Source organism: Hymenobacter sedentarius, assembly GCF_001507645.1.
In the GTDB taxonomy this organism is placed as follows: Bacteria; Bacteroidota; Bacteroidia; order Cytophagales; family Hymenobacteraceae; genus Hymenobacter; species Hymenobacter sedentarius.
In genome coordinates, this window is the sequence record NZ_CP013909.1 from 2235696 (window position 1) to 2256730 (window position 21035).

The window sequence follows — 21035 nt, forward strand, 5'->3', positions numbered from 1 at the left end:
TAGAAACACCGGTCTAAACACTCAGAATTCAATCGCATGAGAAAAAGGTGAGAAAGGAGGCTGCCCCAAATGTAGCTTTTTTGGCGGTGCCAAAAGCACTTCCGAAACGTAGCTATTGGCATTAAATAAAAAAGAACGTCAGGTTGAGCTGGCCGAAGCATCGGACGTGCAGCAGTAATCCAATCGAAAGGGTTACTACCACACGCCGGATGCTTCGGCCAGCTCAACCTGACGTTCCGGATAAGTGAGCAATGGTCGTCGCTTAGCGCACGAAGGCCATGGCCACGCCGCCGTCGACGTTGAGCACGTTGCCGGTGCTCTTGCTCAGCGAGCCGTCCACAAAGACACGCACGGCCTTGGCGATGTCTTCGGCCAGCAGCTCCTCGCCCAGCAGCGTGCGCTTGGCGTAGTGCTGGGGCAGCTCTTCCACCGAGATGCCGTAGGCCTTGGCCCGGCCGGCGGCCCAGTCGCCTTCCCAGATTTTGGAGCCGCGCAGCACGGCATCGGGATTCACGGTATTCACGCGAATCTTGTCGCCGCCGAGCTCGGCTGCCAGCAGGCGGCTCATGTGCAGCTGCGCGGCCTTGGCCGTGCCGTAGGCCACGTTGTTGGGCCCGGCCACGAGGCCGTTTTTGCTGGCAATGTTCACGATGTCGCCGCCCAGGCCCTGCTGGCGCAGGATGGCCACGGCCGCCTGGCTCACCAGGAACTGACCTTTCACCAGCACGTCGTTCAGAATGTCCCAATCGGCTTGCGTCGTCTCAGCCAAAGGCTTGGAAATCGACAAACCCGCGCAGTTCACGATGATGTCAACGCCGCCAAACTGCAGCACCGCCTGGCGCAGTGACTCGGCGATGCTCTCGGCATCGGTCACGTTGATGGCGGCCGTGAGGGCGCTGTCCTGGCCAAATTTTTTGCGCAGCTCAACCTGGGTTTCTTCCAGGCGGTCGCGGTCCACGGCCACCACGCAGGCGCCGAGTTTCAGCAGCTCCTCGCAGATGGCTTTGCCGATGCCGCCGGTGCCGCCGGTCACGTAGGCCACTTTGCCGGAGAGGGCCTTGGGCGGAGCCATGCGCTGGAGCTTGGCTTCTTCGAGCAGCCAGTACTCGATGTTGAAGGCCTCCTGCTCGGGAAGGCCCTGGTAGGTGCTCACCGCCTCGGCGCCCTTCATCACGTTGATGGCGTTGGTATAGAACTCGGCAGCCACGCGGGCCGTCTGCTTGTCTTTCGAGAAGGAGAACAAGCCCACGCCGGGCCACAGGATGATGACCGGGTTGGCATCGCGGATGGCCGGCGAGTTGGCGTGTTTGCTGCGCTCGTAGTAGGCAGCGTAGTCCTGGCGGTAAGCCGCAAACTGGCCTTCCAGGTACGTCTTCACGCTGGCTGCATCGGCCTGCATTTGCTCGGGGTCGAGTACCAGTGGGCGGATTTTGGTGCGCAGAAAGTGGTCGGGGCAGGAGGTGCCTTTGGCGGCCAGGCGGGCCAAATCATTCGAGTTGACAAACTCGAGCACGCGGGCGTCGTCGGTGTAGTGGCCCAGCATGCGGCGCTGGCTGCTGGCCAGCCCGCGCAATACCGGCATCACGGCGGCGGCCTGCTGGCGGCGGCCGGCGGCGTCGAGGGTTTGCTCCAGTTTCACGCCGCCGAACACGGGGACTTTCTGGCCGTAGTGGGCTTCGAGGTAGGTGGCGGCTTGCTCAATGACTTCGAGCGTGTTGAGATAGGACTCGTAGCTGGTGTTGCCCCAGGTGAACAGGCCGTGGCCGCCGAGGATGACGCCGCGCAGGCCGGGGTTGTCGGTCACAATCTTCTCCAGCTGCAGGCCCAGGTCGAAGCCCGGCTTCTGCCACGGCAGCCAGCCCATGGTGTCGCCCCAGATTTCTTTCATAATCTGCTCGCCGTCTTTGCTGGCCGCAATGGCAATCAGGGCGTCGGGGTGCAGGTGGTCGATGTGCTTGAAGGGTAGCAGCCCGTGCAGCGGGGTGTCGATGCTGGGCGTGGCGCACTTGGGGTCGAAGAGGCAGTACTCGAACAGGCCCACCATTTCGTCTTCGAATGCGAGGCCGCGGTAGCGGTTCTTGAGCTGGTGTAGCTTCTCGACATACAGGTTGGCGCAGCCGGCTTTGGTGAGCGTGCCGATGTCGCCGCCCGAGCCCTTCACCCACATTACGTCGGCGGGCTGGCCGGTCACGGGGTCGGTGGCGGTGATTTTGCAGGAGGTGTTGCCGCCGGCGTAGTTGGTAAGGCGCAGGTCGGCACCGAGCAGGTTGGAGCGGTAGAGGAACAGGGCGACTTCGTCGCCGGCCAGCTCCAGTGCCTTGGCCTCGTCCCAGAGGTAGCTGACGTGTTGGAAAGTGAGCGTTTTTTCCATGATAGTGCTTCTGTTTCGTTGACCAGAAAACGGGATAGGGTTGCTTTTCTACAAAGGTGCCCGGGCGGAGCGGGGCCAACCTCCTGCACTCTCCTGCTTGCTTGTAAAAAAGATGTTAAGAAAGCAGGGAATAGAAATTAGCTCAACTGAAAAAGAAATGCCCACCGGCTGCCGCATTCGGCTTTACTTCGCGGTCAGGAGAGCACAGGAGGGTTTGCGCTTGGCAACCCGGCAGCTTTGTCTAAAACCTTACCCTACAACTATGGCTGTCATTTGGGGAGTAATCCTTCACGCGCTGGGCGGCTTTGCCTCCGGCAGTTTTTACCTGCCTTATAAGAAGGTCAACGGCTGGGCCTGGGAAAGCTACTGGCTGGTGGGCGGCATCGTGTCGTGGGTATTTGCGCCCATCATCATGGGCTCGCTCACGGTGCACAACCTGTTTGGGGTGCTGGCCCAGGCCGACCACTCCACCTTGCTCTGGACCTATATATGGGGCGTGCTCTGGGGCTTCGGCGGGCTCACCTTTGGGTTGGCCATGCGCTACCTGGGCTTGTCGTTGGGCATGGCCGTCACGCTGGGGCTTTGCGCGGTGTTTGGCACGGTGGTGCCGCCGCTGTGGCTGGGCACTTTCCCCGAGCTGATTCACTCGGCCTCGGGGCAGGTGATTATGATGGGGCTGGTGGTGTGCGTGATGGGCATTGTGGTGTGCGGCCTGGCCGGCTTTATGAAGGAAAGGTCGCTTACTGACGCGCAGAAGCAGGAAACCATTGCCGAGTTTTCGCTGCGCAAGGGCGTGCTGGTGGCTGTGTTCTCGGGCGTTATGAGTGCCTGCTTCTCCTTTGGCCTCACAGCCGGCCAGCCCATTGCCGAAATCGCCAAGCACTCCGGCACCAGCGAGCTGTTTGCCAATAACGCCATTCTGGTCATTATTCTGCTCGGCGGCCTCACCACCAACGCGGTGTGGTGCATCTACCTCAACCTCAAAAACAAGACCTACACCGACTACCTCAATCCGTCGGCCCCGGCTTTGCGCAATGTCATTTTCTGCGCGCTGGCGGGCACCACCTGGTACTTCCAGTTCTTCTTCTACGGCATGGGCGACAGCCAGATGGGCGCCTACCGCTTCTCGGGCTGGACGCTGCACATGGCCTTCATCATCGCCTTCAGCAGCTTCTGGGGCTTGTACCTGCACGAGTGGCGTGGGGCCAACAAGCTCACCATGCGCACCGTGTCGCTGGGCATTCTGGCGGTGGTGCTGTCTACTGTCATAGTGGGCTACGGCAACTACCTGGGCTCGGAGAAGCCCGAGAAGGAGGCCTCAGCCTCGGTGAGTGCCCGCGAATAGCTCAATATTCAGCGCATAGTCTTCCATGATAAACAGCGCGGCCCCCGTCCATCGACGGGGGCCTTTTTTTTGCGGCTGGCATATACAACCAGTCAGATGTGAGAATTATGAAAAAATAATATAGAAACTGGAAAATACAGGAGAGGACAGGTAAGTGCACACAATCGATTGCAATAGTTTTGATGGCTGGGTAAAAGATGCCTGGTCGTTGACTCCGCTTTGACTTTACACTTTTTAAAACCGCCAACTACTTTTTCTATGAACAAGCTCTACAGACTGGCTTGCTTGCTCCTGTTTCTGCTCGCTGGCTATATGCCGGGCGCGTTGGCGCAGGGCCGCACCGTGAGCGGTAAGGTGACTACTGCCGACACCAAAGAAGCCCTGCCCGGCGTGACGGTGCTGCTGAAAGGCACCACCAACGGCACCGGCACCGGCCCCGACGGCACCTACACCCTGCAGGTGCCGAACGAGGGCGGGACGCTGGTGTTCTCCTTTGTGGGCTATGCCTCGCAGGAAATTGCCCTTGCGGGTCAGTCCACCATTAGCCCTGCCCTGGCCGTCGATACCAAAGGGCTGGACGAGGTGGTAGTGGTAGGCTACGGCACCCAGAAAGCTGGAAACGTGACCGGCGCCATCACCGGCGTCACGGCCAAGGAGATTGAAGAGCGGCCCATCAACCGCATCGAGAACGCGCTGGTGGGCCAGATGCCCGGCGTGTACGTGCAGACGCCATCCGGCGAGCCGGGCGCCGAGCTGCAGATTCGGGTGCGGGGCGCGGCTTCTATTAATGCATCGAACGAGCCGCTGTATGTGGTAGACGGCGTGCCCGTGGACAACCTGCGCGGCATCAACCCCACCGACGTGGCCAACATTGAAGTGCTCAAGGACGCGGCCTCGGCCGCCATCTACGGCTCGCGCGGCTCCAACGGCGTGGTGCTCGTAACCACCAAGCGCGGCAAGAAAGGCGCGGCCAAGCTCAATTTTTCGGGCTTTACGGGTATTCAGAAAGTAGAAAGCAAGCTCGACGTGCAATCGCCCGAGGACTGGATTCAGATGCGCAAAGAAGGCATCGACGAGGACTGGGTGAAGCAAAACCCGCTCAACCGCCCCGAGGACTCCCGGGCCACGCGCCTTCAGCGCCTGACCGTGAACGGCGTGCCGCCGAGCACCACCAACATCATTCGCTACACCTACGACCCCAAGTGGGCATACGGCCAAGACAGCCTCGCCTACACCGACTGGCAGAACGCCCTGTTCCGCAAGGCCAGGATGCAGCAGTACACGGTGGGCGTGTCGGGCGGTACCGACAACGTAACCTACAACATCAACGGCTCCTACCTCGACCAGGACGGCGTGATTGTGGGCACCAACCTGAAGCGCGCCACCCTGCGGGCCAACTTCGATGCCCAGATTAAGAAAGGCATCAAGCTGTTTATGACCCTGGCGCCCAGCATGGAGTGGGCCAGCCTGGGCCGCGTAGACGGCACCGGTGGGCAGGCCCTGAACGCCGCCCAGATGCCCCCCGTGGGCCCCAAGGACGCCGGCAACTACGTGGGCGCCCAGCCTTACCGCACCTACAACTACTCGGGCAACTACATCAGCCCGGTGGCGGTGCTGGAGCGCAGCCAGGTGCAAGGCACCCGCACCCGCCTCAACGCCAACATGGGCCTGAACCTGGACCTTTACAAAGGCCTGCAGCTGCAGTTGCTGGGCGCCCTGGACAACGGCTACTACCAGGACCAGCAGTTTTACCCCACCAACACCGACCGCAACTGGTTCAACGCCACCAACGAAGGCGCATTGAGCCGCTCGCGCTACTACCAGACTTTCAACACGCGCTACCTCTTCCAGAGCGTGCTGAACTACACCCGCTCGTTTGGCAACCACAACCTGAGCGCCATTGCAGGCTACTCCGTCGAGCGCACCGAGGAAGACCGGTCGCAGCAGGAAAATGCCCAGCTGCCCAACGACTGGACCTACCTGTTTGACCGCGCCAACTCCACTACCAACCAGACCAGCATTGCTGTGCCGGTGAAGGACATGCTTTTGTCGTACTTCACCCGCGCCCAATACGACTACAAGCAGAAGTACCTGCTGTCGGCCAGCCTGCGGCGCGACGGCTCCTCGAAATTCGGCAACAGCCGGCCATTTGGCTACTTCCCGGCCGTGTCGGTGGGCTGGCGCGTGTCGGGTGAGGACTTCATGCAGGGCATATCGGTTATCAGCGACCTGAAATTCCGGGCCAGCTGGGGCGTTACCGGCAACAACCGCATTCCCAGCAACTCGCAGTTTGCCACCCTGGGCGTGAACAACTACCCGCTGGGCACAGGTACCGCCGCCACCGGCTACAGCCCCGCCAACTTCCAGAACGACGTGTTGGGCTGGGAGCAAACCGCCAGCTTTAACTACGGCGTGGATTTCGGTGTCCTCGACAACCGCCTGCAGGTGTCGGCCGACTACTACATCAAAAACACCACCGACCTGCTCTACACCGTGCCGGTGTCGTCCATCACAGGCTTCACCAAAAGCCTGCAAAACATCGGCGACGTGCGCAACGTGGGCGTGGAGCTGGGCCTGAACTCGCGCAACCTCGTGGGCGCCTTTCAGTGGAATACCTCCTTTAACACTTCCTACAACGACAACAAAGTGGTGCGCCTGGGCACCGACAACACGCCCGTACCCGGCGGCTTCAGCAACCTGACCAGCCTGCTGCAGGTGGGCGTGCCCATCAACTCCTTTTACCTCTACGATGCCATCGGCGTGTACCAGACCCAGGCCGAGGTTGATGCCGGCCCCAAAATGTCCGGCACCCGCGTGGGCGACACCAAATACCGCGACGTGAACGGCGACGGCGTCATCACCAACGACGACCGCACCATCATTGGCAACCCCCAGCCCAAGTTCACTTTCGGGGTAACCAACAACTTCCGCTACAAAGGCTTCGACCTGAACGTGCTGGTGAACGCCCAGCAGGGCGGCGACTTGTACTCGCTCATCGGCCGCTCCATCGACCGGCCGGGCATGGGCTACCTCTACAACCACTCCTCGAACTGGAACAACCGCTGGCGCTCCGAAGCCAACCCCGGCGACGGCAAGACGCCATCTATCGGCGCCACCACCGGTGCTTATTTTGACTCGCGCTGGCTGTACAGCTCCGACTACATCCGCGTGAAGAACATCACCTTGGGCTACACCCTGCCCAAGCAGCGCTTCTACAGCGGGGCCCGCGTGTACTTCGCGCTGGAAAACGCCTACATCTGGCACAACTACACCGGCGGCTTCTCGCCGGAGGCGCTGCAAGCCGGCGGCTACGACAACGGCAGCTACCCGCAGGCCCGCACCTACACGTTCGGCTTCAACCTGTCGATTTAAGTGCCCTTCCACTCCCTTTAAACCGATATTTCGATGAACGCACTTAAACTTCTGGCGTACTCCGCCGCACTGGGACTGGGCACGCTGCTGGCATCTTCCTGCAGCGAAAAAGAACTCTACATTCCGCCCGTGGCCAACAACACGGCCGACGAATTCTACAAGGACGAGGCACAAGTAAACCAGGGCGTAATTGCCATTTACAACGGCGCCCTCTCGTTTCCGCAAAGCTCGAACTGGAACATGTCGGAGTTTCGCTCCGATAACATCAACGCGCAGGTGCAGACCGTGCAGCGGGATTTCAGCGACATCAGCAACTTCACGGCTACTTCGCAGCTGGGTCAGCTCCAGGCCACCTGGACCGATTTGTTTGAAGTGGTGTACCGCTCGAACATTCTGCTCGAGAAAATCCAGCCCTTCTCCTTTGCCCGCGTGAACCAGTTCAAGGGCGAAGCCCGGTTCCTGCGCGCCTACGCCTACTTCGACCTGGTGCGCTACTGGGGCCCGGTGCCCATTGCCGACCACGTGCTGGGCATTGAGGAGTCGAAAACGGTGCCGCGCGCACCCATTGCCGACGTGTACAAGCTCATCGTCGACGACCTGACCTTTGCCGCCGCCAACCTGCCCGCTTCCTACGGCACCACCGACAAGGGCCGCGCCACCAAGTGGGCTGCCAAGGCCATGCTGGCCCGCGTGTACCTCACCATGTACGGCTACCCGCTGCGCCAGTCCAGCGCCCTGCCGCTGGCCAAGCAGCAGCTGATGGATGTGTACGCCGCTGCCGGCCCCACCACGTTCTCGATGGCCGCCAACTTCGCCGACCTATTCAAAACCGTGAACGACAACAAGTACGCGGTGTTTGAAATCCAGTACGCCTCGGGCGGCGTGGGCCTGGGTAGCACCATTCCGTGGGACCAGGGCAGCGTGTTTCCGTCGTGGTGGTCGCCCTTCTCGCCCAGCCAGACCGACATCACGCCCAGCCCCGACTTCCTGGGCCGCAACTGGTCCATCAAGGACCTGCGCCGCAAAGCCACGCTGGACACCGTATATGTGAACCCGACTACCAACGCCATTACCGTGACCCGGGCGCAGTTCACCAAGTTCCTGGAGAAAGGCACCACCGCCCCGCAGAACAATCGCGACTACTCCAACAACTTCCCCATCATTCGCTTCGAGGACGTAATGCTGATGTACGCCGAGGTGCTGACCGAGGAAAGCGGCTCGGTGCAGCCGCTAGCCCTGTCGCTGGTGAACCAGATTCGGACCCGCTCGGGCGTCGCGGCCTACACCGCCACCTCGCCCGAAACGGCCAGCAAAGCCGCGTTCATTGCCGCTATTTTGAAGGAGCGCAAGTACGAGTTTGCCGCCGAAGGCCTGCGTTGGTTCGACCTGGTACGCACCGGCAACGCCATCTCGGTGATGACGGCCTACAAGCGGCTGACCATCAACAGCGGCTTCCGCCAGCTCGACGAGCACGACCTGCTCTTCCCCATTCCCTTGCTGGAGCTGCGCATCAACCCCGGCTTCTGGCAGCAGAACCCCGGCTACAACTAGCCTGAATAATTCAAAAACGGCGGGCTCCAACCCGCCGTTTTTTTGCCAACTGCCTCCGTCATTCCTTTTGCCCGATGAAATCCCGCTGCATTTCGCTGGCCTTGGCTGCCGCCCTGCTTGGGGCGGGCCCTTCGGCTACCTTGCCCCCGGCCCCCCAGGCGCAGCCCGAACGGCTGGGGCGCGGGATAGTAGCCATTGCCCAACCCGATGGCAAGGTGTTCATTAGCTGGCGCCTGCTGGCTTCTGACGCGCCTGGGGTGGGCTTTAACGTGTACCGCACCAACGGCGCCGGAGCCCCCATCAAGCTCAATGACCAGCCCCTGACTGCGGGCACCAACTTTCTGGACATAGCCGGCAAAACATCATCCTCGAAGTACTTCGTCCGGGTGGCCGGAGCTGCCGCCACTCCCGATGCTTCGGACGCTTCTGCGCTGGCTACCGCTTGGAGCGAAGGCTTCCTGCGTGTGCCTTTGCAACCGCCGCCCGAAGGCACCGTGAGCAGCGGCCCCGAAACCAGCGCCTACACCTACACCGCCAACGACGCCTCCGCGGCCGACCTGGACGGCGACGGCCAGTACGAAATTGTGCTGAAATGGGAGCCCACCAACGCCCACGACAACAGCCAGGGCGGCCTCACGGGCCCCGTCATTCTTGATGCGTATAAGCTGGACGGCACCCGCCTCTGGCGCATCAATCTGGGCCGAAACATCCGGGCCGGCGCGCACTACACGCAGTTCATGGTGTACGACCTCGACGGCGATGGCAAAGCCGAAGTGGCCTGCAAAACCGCCGATGGCACCGTCGATGGCATGGGCAAAGCTGTGGGCGATGCTACCAAAGACTACCGCTCGCTCACTGTGCCCAGCGACGGCCCCAGCGTGCTCACGGCCCGCGATGCCAAGTACGGCCGCATCTTGGCCGGGCCAGAGTATTTCACGGTGTTCAACGGTCTCACTGGCGCGGCGCTAGCCAGCACGCCCTACCTGCCCGCCCGTGGCGACCTGAGCGGCTGGGGCGGCCTCGGCGGCAACGGAGGCAACGACCGCTACGGCAACCGTGCCGACCGATTCCTGGCCGCCGTGGCCTACCTCGACGGCAGCCGGCCCAGCGTGGTGATGTGCCGCGGCTACTACGGCCGCACTGTGCTGGCCGCCTGGGACTGGCGCGGTGGCCAGCTCAAGTCGCGCTGGGTCTTCGACTCGAAAGATGGCAAGAATCCCTTTTCCGGCATGGGCAACCACGGCCTGAGCGTGAACGATGTGGACGGCGACGGCAAAGACGAAATCGTGTACGGCTCGATGGTGGTCGACGACAATGGCACGGGGCTCTACAGCACCGGCCTGCGCCACGGCGACGCCCTGCACGTGAGCGACCTCGACCCCAGCACGCCCGGCCTGGAAGCCTGGGGCGTGCACGAAAACGAAGAGAAAGTGCCCGGCTACGAAAACGGCCCCGGGGCCGCGATGTACGATGCCCGAACCGGCAAAACCCTCTTCGCCCGGCTGCCCGGCCAGGACGTGGGCCGCGGCATGGCCGCCGACATCGACCCGCGCTACCCCGGCGCCGAAGTCTGGGTAAGCAACCCGGAATTGGGCCTGCTCACCTGCAAGGGCGAGCGCATCGGCCCGTCGCCGCGCTCCGTGAACTTTGGCCTGTGGTGGGATGGGGATTTGCTGCGTGAGCTGCTCAACGACACCCGCGTGGAAAAGTGGGACTACCAGGCCGGCCAGCTCAACAAGCCGCTTGAGGGCAAAGCCTTCGGTGCCGCGTCCTGCAACGGCAGCAAAGCCACGCCCTGCCTCAGCGCCGACCTGCTGGGCGACTGGCGCGAGGAAGTAGTCTGGCGCACCGCCAACAACTCCGCGCTGCTGATTTTCAGCAGCACCATTCCCACCACGCACCGCCTCACCACGCTGATGCAGGACCGCGCCTACCGCCTTGGCGTGGCCCGCGAAAACGTGGGCTACAACCAGCCGCCGCACCCCGGCTTTTTTCTGGGCGAAGGCATGAAAGCCCTGTAGCGGGGCCGCGGCGAGTTTGGGCCGCCGCTGCGCAGGTGAGTGCAGGACACCCTGGCGGGGCTTTGGTGCAACTTTTGACTATTAACCCCTAAGCCGTCGGCTTCCTTTCTCAATTTTTACGATGAATAAATCTTGGTTTGCGACCCGCTGCTTGACAGTGGTCGCAGTACTTTTCCTGCTGGTGGGCTTTGGCAAGCCGGCGGGGCCGCCCACGCTGTTTCTCATTGGCGACTCCACGGTGAACAACAACGGCAACGGGCAAATGGGCTGGGGCAACGTCGTTGCCAGCCACTTCGATACGACCAAAATCAAGGTGCGCAACAACGCCAAGGCTGGCCGCAGCACCCGCACGTTCATCACGGAAGGCCGCTGGGAGAAAACTATTGCCGCCATCCGGCCCGGTGATTTTCTCATCATGCAGTTTGGCCACAACGAAGGCAGCGCGCCCGACACCACCAAGGCCGGCCGCCGCGGCGTGCTGCGCGGCACCGGCGCAGAAACCAAGGACCTGGTATGGCCCGACGGCCACCCCGAAACCGTGAACACCTACGGTTGGTACCTGCGCAAATTCATCCGCGAAGCCAAGGCCAAAGGCGCCACACCGGTGGTCTGCTCCATGATTCCGCGCAACGAGTGGAAGGATGGGAAAGTCATCCGCGCCAGCAACGACTTCGGCAAGTGGGCCCAGGAAGTAGCCCAACAAGAGGGCGTGGCATTCATCAACCTCAACGAGATAACGGCGCTGAAATACGATAAGCTGGGTCCGGACGAGGTAAAGAAGTTTTTCCCCGGCGACCACACCCACACCAACGAAGCCGGCGCCCGCCTGAACGCTGAGTCGGTGGTAGATGGCATTAAAAGCAACAAGAAGCTGGCGCTGAATAAATACCTGGCTAAGAAATAACGCCTTTCCCTTTATGAAATCAAACGACAACCCCGGAAGCCAGCTCAATAATTTACTTGGCCGCTCCGTGCTGGGCTACGCGCTGCTGCTTGTGTGCCTGCTGAGCTCAGCCTTCACACTGTTGCCTCAGAAGGCGCGCAAGCCCACGCTGTTTCTTATCGGCGACTCGACCGTGAAAAACGGCAAGGGCAAGGGCGACGGCGGCCTCTGGGGCTGGGGCAATTACCTGCTCGTGCACTTCGACACCACCCGCATTCACATCGAAAACGATGCGCTGGGCGGCACCAGCAGCCGCACCTTCCAAACCAAGGGCCTTTGGGCCGTGGTGCAGGCCAAAATCCAGCCCGGCGACTTCGTGATTATGCAGTTTGGGCACAACGACGACGGCCCGTTGGCCGACACCGCCCGCGCCCGCGGCACCATCAAAAGCAACGGCGAGGAAAGCCAGGAAGTGTACAACCCCCTCTCCAAGCAGCAGGAAGTGGTGCACAGCTACGGCTGGTACCTGCGCAAGTTTATTGCCGATACCAAGGCCAAGGGCGCCACGCCGGTGGTATGCTCGCTCATTCCGCGCAACGGGTGGAAAGAAGGTAAAGTGAACCGTGCCACGAAGGGCTACACCAAGTGGGCGGCCGAAGCGGCTCGGCAGGGCGGGGCCTATTTCATTGATTTGAATAAGCTGGTAGCCGATAAATACGACCGCGAAGGCGAGGCCAAAGTGGGCACCGTGTACTTCACCTCGAAAGACCACACGCACACCATCGAGGCCGGCGCGCAGCTCAACGCCGCCACTGTGGCGGAGGGAATTCGTGCCACCAAAGGGCTGGCGCTGCGCAAGTATCTGAAGAAGTAGCGCGGACTTTTAGTCCGCGAGCAACCCGTTCGAATCTCCTACACTCGCGGACTAAAAGTCCGCGCTACAATTCCCATTCAACATGAGAAAAATTACCGTTGTGGCTGTGGCTCTGAGCTGCTTCGGTAGCCTAAGAAGCAGCGCTCAGCTAGCCGCAGCCCGGCCTGCGCCACTGCCGGCCACGGTCATTATTCCGGCCTCTAATTTTATCCAGGAAATTCCCAAAGGCGACATCATTGCCGATGCCGGTTTGTTGCACGCCCCCTGGATTTTTAATAACACGGCGCTGGTGCTGAAATCGAAAACCAACATGCAGGTGCGGGTGCAGGTGCCAGAGGCCGGCAGCTACACGCTGTTTGTGCGCAGCCAGGGCGAGAAAAACACCAGCTTCAAAGTAGCCGTCAACGACAAGGTGACGGCCGGCAGCTTCGGCCGGGGTGCGTTGAGTTGGCAGGAGGGGGGCACGTTTCAGCTGCCCGCTGGCCCGGCCTACGTGAAGCTGACGCGCATCGAGATGGGGCCGGTGGTAGACGTGCTGGTGCTTTCCAAAAACGCTAGCCTAAAGGAAGAAGACGTGCGGCCCTACCAGCTGCCCGAAGATGTGCAACTGCTCCGACAGTACACCATACCGCTTTCCAATGCCGTGAAATTCGGGGATGTGAACGGCGATGGGAAAACGGATTTTATGGTATTGGAGCCAGACTTCTCGGCTCACGTTTTCGATAACAGCGGCCGGGAACTGTGGGCCTACAAAGCCCCCACCGAATACGTAAAGGAACGGTCAGAATTTGAGGCCCCCGGCGTGCTCTGGGATTTCGACCACACGGGCAGGGCCGAGGTAGTGCACTGGCGCTTCATTGACGGCAAAGAATGGCTGGTGGTGGCGGATGGACGCACCGGCAAAATCCTGCGCAAAACGGCTTGGCCCACCCAGCCGCTGCCCCACGTGTACAACAACTTCCGGCTGGCCATTGCGCACCTGCACCCCGGCCCCGCCAACGACTTGGTGGCCTACACCGACATGGGCGGCACCGAAAACGTAACCGCCTACGCCGCCGACCTCAAGCTGCTGTGGCAGCACACCGAGCACCGCAAAAAGGACAACCTTGGCCACTATATCTACCCGGTTGACCTGAACGGCGACGGCCTCGACGAGGTGCTGGTGGGCTCGCTGCTGCTCAGCACCCAGGGCAAAGAAATCTGGAACCGCTTCGACCTGCTGCCCGACAATCACGACCACGCCGACAGCTACAAGTTCATCGACATCAACGGCGACGGCAAGCTTGATATCGCCACCGCCAACAGCGAAACCGGCGTGTTTGTGTACGAGGCCCTGACCGGCAAAATCATCTGGCAAAACACCGCCGAGCACAGCCAGCAGCTCGCCGTGGGTAACTTTCTCAAAAACGTGCCCGGCCCGCAGGTGGTAGTGGGCGGCCGCACCTACGGCAGCCGCGAAGCCGGCGAGCCCGGCCTCTCCAGCCAGCTATACTGGTTCGACAAGGCGGGCACGCTGGTGAAAAAGTGGCCCGGCAATCCCATCAACGGCAACCCCGATTTCGTGCGCGGCAACTGGCGCGGCGACGGCTCCACTGAGCTGTTCTGGCACAAATTCCGGCTCAACGACGTGGGCACCGGCGAGCTGTACTTTCACGACCCGGTCTTTCACATGTTCGATTTCACGGGCCGGGGCGCCGAGGAAGTCATTACCCTGAGCCAGGGCCGGCTGAGTGTGTACGGCAGCCGCCGGGCTATACACGGCGGGAAGGACTCAAAAAAGAACCTGGAGTATTTGAGAAACAGCGTGGTCAACCACACGCACTACTAAGCGCCGAACAGTGTAGAGACACGACACTTCGCGTCTCCCGTTGAACGACTCGAATTGCACCAATCTGCGCCTTAACAACAACAGCAACGGCGAGACGCGAAGTGTCGCGTCTCTACATCACCCGCCTATGAAATACTTCTGCCTGCTGCTGCTCAACTTATCTCTGGCGCTCAGCACTTACGCGCAGCCCTCCTCCCAGAAGCAAATCCAATACCTCTCCGGCCGCGACAACCGCGCCACCGTGAAGTGGGATTTCTACTGCACGGGCGGGCGCAAAAGCGGCTTCTGGACCACCATTGCGGTGCCTTCCTGCTGGGAGCAGCAGGGCTTCGGGCTCTATAACTACGGCCGCGACTACAAAACCTACGGCAAGAACTTTCGCTTCGCCGACGAGCAGGGGCTGTACAAGCACTCGTTTACGGTGCCGGCCGGCTGGCGCGGGCGGCGGGTCGAAATCGTGTTTGAGGGCTCGATGACGGACACCGAAGTGAAGGTGAACGGCCAGGTGGCCGGGGCCGTGCACCAGGGGGCGTTCTACCGCTTTAAGTACGACATCACCGACAAGCTCAAGTTTGGCGAGGCGAATTTGCTGGAAGTGAAGGTGAGCAAAATGTCGGCCGAGCCCAGCGTGAACAACGCCGAGCGGTTGGCCGATTATTGGGTGTTTGGCGGAATTTTTCGGCCGGTGTATTTGCAGTCTTACCCCCAGCAATACGCCGAAAACATAGCCATCGACGCCCGGGCCAACGGCACCTTTACCCTGCGCGCCAACGTGCGCAACGTGAAGCAGCCAGCCCAACTTCAGGCTGATATCTTGGATGCCGCCGGCCAAACCGTGGGAACCGCACGCGCCGAGGTAGCCGCCGACGACACCGTGGCTCGCCTGACTGCCACCCTCAAAAACCCGCGCCCGTGGACGGCCGAAACGCCGACCCTCTACCGCGCCCGCCTCACGCTGCGCACCGGCCCCGGAACCCAGTACCAGACCACCGAGTCGTTTGGCTTCCGCACCATTGAGGTGCGCCGTGGCAAGGGCATCTACGTGAATGGCACGCAGGTGAAAATGAAGGGCACCAACCGCCACAGCTGGTGGCCCGAAACCGGCCGCACCCTCAACGACTCCATCCAGCTCATGGACGTGAAGCTGCTGAAGGAGATGAACATGAACGCCGTGCGCATGTCGCACTACCCGCCCGATGCCGAGTTTCTGCACCTCTGCGACTCGCTGGGTTTGTACGTGCTCGACGAGCTGGCCGGCTGGCAGAAATACTACAGCACCAAGGCCGGCACCCCGCTGGTGCGCTCCATGGTGGAGAAAGACCAGAACCACCCCAGCATCATTTTCTGGGACAACGGCAACGAGGGCGGCACCAATAAGGAGCTGGACGCCATTTTCTACCAGTACGACCTTACCAAACGGCCCGTTATTCACCCGCACCACCGCCCCGGCAACGCGGCCAGCGGCATCGACTGCAACCACTACGAGGATTACTACAGCACGCAGAAAATTCTGGCTGATTCGCTCATTTACATGCCCACCGAATTCCTGCACAGCCAGGACGACGGCGGGGGAGGAGCTGGCCTGGCCGACATGTGGGAGCTGCACTGGAAGTCGCAACGCTCGGGCGGCGGCTTTCTGTGGGCGATGGTGGACGAGGGCATCGTGCGCACCGACCAGCGCGGCATCATCGACGTGAATGGCGTGAACGCGCCCGATGGCCTCATGGGCCCGCACCGCGAGAAGGAGGGAAGCTTCTTTGCCATTCGCGAGATTTTCTCTCCCATAAGAATTGGGCTAAAAGAGCTGCCCGCTAAGTTCAATGGCACGCTGGAGGTGGAAAACCGCTACCATTTTACCAACCTCAGCCAGTGCTTTTTCCAGTGGGAACTGGTGAACTACCGCAAGCCCAGCGACCCGTTTGCGGGCAGCATCACGGGCAAGAAAAGCCGCATCAAAAGCCCCGCGCTGGCCCCACTGGCCACCGGCAAGCTGAAACTCGAGTTGCCCAAAGACTGGAAAAACTACGATGCCCTGGTGCTCTCGGCCTACGACCCGTTCAAGAACCTGGTGTACAAGTGGACCTGGAAAACCGGCGGCAATGCCAAGCTGCTCGACGGCGTGCTGGCCCTCGAAGCCAAAGCGAAGGCGGCCGTGGAAGTGACCGACAGTGACAGCACGCTGACGCTGAAGGCCAACAACATCGCCGTCACCTTCAACAAAAGCAACGGCCATATTTCCGGCGTGAAAGGCAACAACGGCGACAAACTCTCCTTCACCAACGGCCCCGTGCTGGTGGCCGGCACCGCCGCCTTCACCGGCCTGAAGCACCACGCCGAGCCCGACGGCGAAGCGGTGGAAGCCACCTACACCGGCGACCTGAAAGCCGTGCGCTGGAAAATGCACGCCAACGGCTGGCTGCGCATGGAATACGAGTACGCCCTCACCGGCGACTACCCCTTCACCGGCATCAGCTTCACCTACCCGGAGAACTTTGTCATCGGGGCCAAGTGGCTGGGCCAGGGCCCGTATCGAGTCTGGAAAAACCGCCTGCAGGGCGTGAGCACCAACGTGTGGGAAAACGCCAACAACAACACCCAGACCGCCGCGGCGCCCTGGATTTACCCCGAGTTCAAGGGCTACTTCGCCGACATTGCCTGGATGGAGATGAACACCGTGGAAGGCAAGTTCCTCATCGCCAGCCCCGACAAGGGCCTGTTCATTCGCCGCTTCAACTTCTACGGCCTGAGCGGGGTGAAGCCCCAACCCGGCCTGCCCACCGGCGATATTTCCTTCCTGGATGCCATCCCGCCCATCGGCACCAAGCTTGGGCTGAACATCGACAACAACCCCAAAAACCTGGGGGCCAACAGCGAAACCAACCACCTGAGCGGCGCGCCCATAAAGCGCACGCTGTACTTCTACTTCGGCCTGCCGCCAACGGATAGCAAGCCCCAGCCCTACATCGCGCCGGTGAAGGACGACTTGTTTTAGGCGGCACCTCACCCCCGGCCCGCTTGATGCGCGAAGCCCGCGGAGAGGGGTGCCACGGCACAAGAACCAGCTCAACTCCTTTAAACAGAAAGGTCTAGCTCACTATTGAGCTGGACCTTTTTTCTATTTGCCTGATTACCTTCAGGCTCCCCTCTCTTATGGAGAGGGGACGGGGGTGAGGTTACCGCTGATTAAGCAGCCGCACAAACGTCGGCTTATCCCGGTCGCACGTCAGCTTGCCGTCTTTGAATTCCAGCTCAACTACCTGAATTACGCTGCGCTTGGCGGCGATGGAATTGTTTGGGGCGGGGTGGGCTTTGCTGCGGCCGGGGTGCGTGAAGTAGAACAAATAAGCGCGGTTGCCGCTCACCACCACATCGGGGTGGCCGCCGATGGCCTGGTCGTCCAGGGCCTGGCCGGGGGCTTCGAGCAGGCGTTCGGGTTGGGCTTGCCAGTGCAGCAGGTCGGCAGAGTGGTACACGGCCAGGCCCTGCCATTTGTCGATTATCATCCAGTACTGCTCGTGCCAGCGGAAGACTTTGGGGCCTTCGCCGCGCTCGTTCAGGGCCTGGCCATGGTCGGTCCAGAATTGCAGGTCGGGGCTGTCGGCGTAGTAGATGGATTTATGGTCCCGCTCGTTGTTGTACCACAGCCGCCAGGTGCCATCGGGCAGCCGGAACACGCTGGCATCAATCACCTTGTCAGTGACCAGGGGCAGGGTTTGCACGTAGCGCCAGTTGAGCAGGTCGGAGCTGGTGAGGTGCACGATGACGCGCGGGTGATTCCAGTCGGTGAATGTGCCCGGCACGTAGGTCAGGAACATGTGGTACTGGCCCTGGTCTTCCACAACGTCGGGGGCCCAGTGCGTGTAGCCGGGGTTGGGCCGGTAGCCGATGTTAGCCGTGTCGCGGTAGGTCCACGTGGTGCCGCCGTCGCCGGATTCGGCGATGCCGATGCGCGTGCCGTGCACCCAGGTCACGCCGGTGGCGGTGGTGTCGGTGGCGCGGCGGTTGGTGTAGAACATCCACCATTTCTTCGCCTGCTTATTCCAGATGATGACCGGGTCGGCCGCACCATCATACACCGGGTCGCGAAACAGCGGCTTGGGCGCGGGCCTGGCCGCCGCGTTGGGCTGAGATTTAGTAGCGGCTGCTACTTTAGCCACGTGAGCTTTGCCAGCGGCTTTTTGCGCGAGGGCCTGGGCGTCTCCACCGAGCAGCAGGGCCGCCAGCAGGCCGCCGGTAGCGAGGTGGCAGGTGCTTTTCAGGAAATCCATCATGGGCTATTGTTGCTCCAGGCGCTTCAGCTCCTTAGCCGTGACGCGGAAAATGGTGCCGTGGCGCACGCCCGCCGGCAGCTTGATTTGGTCGGACACATCGGTCCAATGCGTCAGGTCGGCAGATTTCACGGCGCCGTATTTGTGCTCGCGGTACTTGTCGAAATACACCAGCCACTCCGTGCCCAGCCGCACGGCCGTGGGCCCTTCAGCCCAATAATTGCCGGTGATGGGCGCCGACGGCGGCCCGTAGGGCCCGGCCAGCTGCTCGCTGAAAGCCACGCGCAGGTTCTTCTGCACCGGCTCGCGGGTTTCGTCTTTAAGGAACATCACGTAGCGCTTGCCGTCGGGCTGGATGCTGGCGTCAATCACGTTGAAGCCCGGCTCGTAGAGCAGGCGGGTGGGAGTATAGGTCTTGAAATTCTTCGTGCTCACCGAGTAAATCCGGTGATTGTAGCCATTCTCCTCGGTGCTCTGGGTTTCCGGAAAATTGCCCGCAATGGTGCTGGCCCAATAGATAAGGTAGGTCTTGCTGCGGGCGTCGTAGCTGATTTCCGGGGCCCAGCAGTTGCGGGCCTTGTGCTCCAGCTGCATCACCGGCAGAAACTGCTGCTCCGACCAATGAATCAGGTCTTTGGAGCTGGCGTAGCCAATGCCCTTGTCCTGCCAGCTCACCGTCCAGACCATGTGAAACAGCCCGTCCTGGCCCCGAATGATGCAGGGGTCGCGCATCAGCTTGTCCTTGCTCACGGTGGGGCGCAGGAAGGTGCTGTCGTGCTTCAGGGCAGTCCAGTTGCAGCCGTCGCGGCTGCTGGCCAAGTGCAGGCCGTCTCCGCCGTTGCCTTTGAAATAGCAGAAGACGAGGGCTTCGTTGGGCTTTAAAACGGTTTGGGCGCGGGTAGCGCAGGAGCTGAGGGCGAGGAGCGCGAGGAGGGCGGAGATTTTTATTCTAGACATTTATTCATTTGAGTAGCCTGTCATGCTGAGTGCAGCCGAAGCATCTCGCTCGCATCATTTGTCATGCAGAGCGCCGCGAAGCATCTTATCCCCGCGTAACGAGTCGTTGAGCCGTGAGAAGATGCTTCGCAAGCTCAGCATGACAGACGATTAGCTACCACTAGCCCGAGCAAAGTGCTGCGCTCTGCATGATGCTCCGGCTTAATAGCAGTTAATTGCCGTCGGGCTTCACCACCGTGCTGCGGGGGCTGTCGAGCCAGCTCCAGCTGGCCAGGGCATCGGGGTGGGTGGGGTCGAAGGCCGGGGTGTCGTTGCGCAGAAATTTCACCAGACCCAGCTTGTTGGCCTTGATGCCTTCCACGATGCACTTGGCGATTTCGAAGGCGCCGTAGGGGTTGAAGTGGGTGTCGTCGGCCAGGGCCTGGGTTTGACCGGCGTAAGTGTTGGCGGGGTAATGTACAAAGGCCTTCTTGGATTCTTCGGGGCCGATGGCTTCGTAGAGCTTCACGGTCATGGCGTTGAGGTCAATCAGGGGCACATTGTCTTGCTGGGCCACGGCGCGGGCGGCGGCAGGGTAGTCGCTGAGGCTATTCACGATTTTGCCATCGGGCCCGAAGCTGCGGCGGCTGGTCGAGGTGACAATCACGGGCAGGCCGCCTTTCTTACGGGCCTCGCTCACGAAGTGCCGCAGCCGCTCGGTGTAGGAATTGTACGCGCCGTCGTTCGGGCCTTTTTCCTTTTGGTCGTTGTGCCCAAACTCTATGAAGAGGTAGTCGCCCGGCTTCATCACGCTCAGCACCTTATCGAGGCGTTTGGAGCCCAGGAAGCTGCCCAAACTTAGGCCCGATTCGGCGTGGTTGGCAATGGCCACCCCGGGCTTGAAGAAGCGCGGAATCATCTGGCCCCAGGCGGCCCAGGGCTCGTCGTCCTGATTAACCACGGTCGAGTTGCCGGCCAGGAAAACGGTGACGGCCGTGGGCGCCGGCGTTATTTCCAGGGCGTTGAGGCAGGTGTGGACGCCGTTGAATTCCAGCGTCAGCTTGTTGTCCCAGTCCAGCTTGTTGAGCTCGCGGGGCTTGAGCTGAACGGTGGTGGTGGGCGTAATCTGCCGGCTCTTGATGTTGACGGTGAAGGTTTGGGTGATGAACTTGCCGGGAGTGGTTTCGGCCTTTTGCAGCAGCAGGCGGCGCGATTCGGCCCGCAGGCTGGTGGACGAAGCGCCCTGCGCGTCGCCCAGCGTCACGGTCACGTTGTAGTTGCCTTCGGGCAAGTCCACGGAGAAGTAAAACGGCTTGTCGCTCGTCACGAAGTCGCCCTTCAGCGCATCCTTGCCGCCGCGGTCGGCGCCCGATACGGTGGTGCCGAAATCGAAGCCGCAGCCGGTGGTGGGGCTGTACACTGCTGTGGGCAGCACCTGCTGGTAGCCGGGCGACGCTTTGCCGGGGCCAAAATCAAATTTGAAAGCCGCTTTAGTGGGTTGGGCTGCCGCGGCGGTGGAGAGCAGGGAGCCGGCCCAGGCGGCCGCAAAAAGCAGATTTTTCATAGAGGAGGCGCGTGCAGGGTAC

12 protein-coding genes are annotated in these 21035 nt (G+C 61.4%); 8 read left to right on the plus strand and 4 right to left on the minus strand.

What is annotated here, in order from left to right; all coding sequences use genetic code 11:
* Positions 1–262 precede the first annotated feature (262 nt).
* The gene (locus AUC43_RS09355; protein WP_068192248.1) at positions 263–2371 is read right to left on the minus strand and encodes a bifunctional aldolase/short-chain dehydrogenase; all 2109 of its coding nucleotides are present in this window, start codon (positions 2369–2371) and stop codon (positions 263–265) included.
* Between the two features lie 262 nt (positions 2372–2633).
* Here AUC43_RS09355 and rhaT point away from each other — a divergent pair, with 262 nt between their 5' ends.
* The 8 genes from rhaT to AUC43_RS09395 all read left to right on the plus strand — a co-directional run bounded on the left by rhaT (position 2634) and on the right by AUC43_RS09395 (position 17237).
* Positions 2634–3716 carry an L-rhamnose/proton symporter RhaT gene (gene rhaT / locus AUC43_RS09360; protein ID WP_068192250.1) on the plus strand — a complete coding sequence of 361 codons (1083 nt, stop codon included), beginning with the start codon at positions 2634–2636 and terminating at the stop codon, positions 3714–3716.
* A gap of 258 nt (positions 3717–3974) precedes the next feature.
* Positions 3975–7088, plus strand: a complete 3114-nt coding sequence (locus AUC43_RS09365) for a SusC/RagA family TonB-linked outer membrane protein (protein WP_068192252.1) — start codon at positions 3975–3977, stop codon at positions 7086–7088.
* A gap of 33 nt (positions 7089–7121) precedes the next feature.
* Positions 7122–8639 (plus strand): RagB/SusD family nutrient uptake outer membrane protein, encoded by a 1518-nt coding sequence (locus tag AUC43_RS09370; protein WP_068192260.1) that lies wholly within the window; start codon positions 7122–7124, stop codon positions 8637–8639.
* A gap of 74 nt (positions 8640–8713) precedes the next feature.
* Complete coding sequence (locus tag AUC43_RS09375) at positions 8714–10660, plus strand: rhamnogalacturonan lyase (protein WP_199243526.1); 1947 nt, start codon at positions 8714–8716, stop codon at positions 10658–10660.
* A 121-nt stretch (positions 10661–10781) separates the two neighbouring features.
* Positions 10782–11564, plus strand: a complete 783-nt coding sequence (locus tag AUC43_RS09380; RefSeq protein ID WP_068192262.1) for a rhamnogalacturonan acetylesterase — start codon at positions 10782–10784, stop codon at positions 11562–11564.
* Between the two features lie 13 nt (positions 11565–11577).
* Positions 11578–12417, plus strand: a complete 840-nt coding sequence (locus AUC43_RS09385) for a rhamnogalacturonan acetylesterase (RefSeq protein ID WP_068192266.1) — start codon at positions 11578–11580, stop codon at positions 12415–12417.
* A gap of 82 nt (positions 12418–12499) precedes the next feature.
* Positions 12500–14245 (plus strand): hypothetical protein, encoded by a 1746-nt coding sequence (locus AUC43_RS09390; protein WP_068192268.1) that lies wholly within the window; start codon positions 12500–12502, stop codon positions 14243–14245.
* A gap of 127 nt (positions 14246–14372) precedes the next feature.
* Positions 14373–17237 carry a glycoside hydrolase family 2 protein gene (locus AUC43_RS09395; RefSeq protein WP_068192270.1) on the plus strand — a complete coding sequence of 955 codons (2865 nt, stop codon included), beginning with the start codon at positions 14373–14375 and terminating at the stop codon, positions 17235–17237.
* A 181-nt stretch (positions 17238–17418) separates the two neighbouring features.
* Here the strand turns inward: AUC43_RS09395 and AUC43_RS09400 are convergent, their stop codons facing one another.
* The 3 genes from AUC43_RS09400 to AUC43_RS09410 form a co-directional block, all read right to left on the minus strand.
* Positions 17419–18516: a glycoside hydrolase family protein gene (locus AUC43_RS09400; RefSeq protein WP_199243527.1), complete on the minus strand. Its 1098-nt coding sequence runs from the start codon at positions 18514–18516 to the stop codon at positions 17419–17421.
* Positions 18517–18519: 3 nt separating this feature from the next.
* The gene (locus AUC43_RS09405; protein ID WP_068192272.1) at positions 18520–19470 is read right to left on the minus strand and encodes a glycoside hydrolase family 43 protein; all 951 of its coding nucleotides are present in this window, start codon (positions 19468–19470) and stop codon (positions 18520–18522) included.
* A 211-nt stretch (positions 19471–19681) separates the two neighbouring features.
* Positions 19682–21013 carry a rhamnogalacturonan acetylesterase gene (locus tag AUC43_RS09410; RefSeq protein ID WP_071885858.1) on the minus strand — a complete coding sequence of 444 codons (1332 nt, stop codon included), beginning with the start codon at positions 21011–21013 and terminating at the stop codon, positions 19682–19684.
* Positions 21014–21035 lie beyond the last annotated feature (22 nt).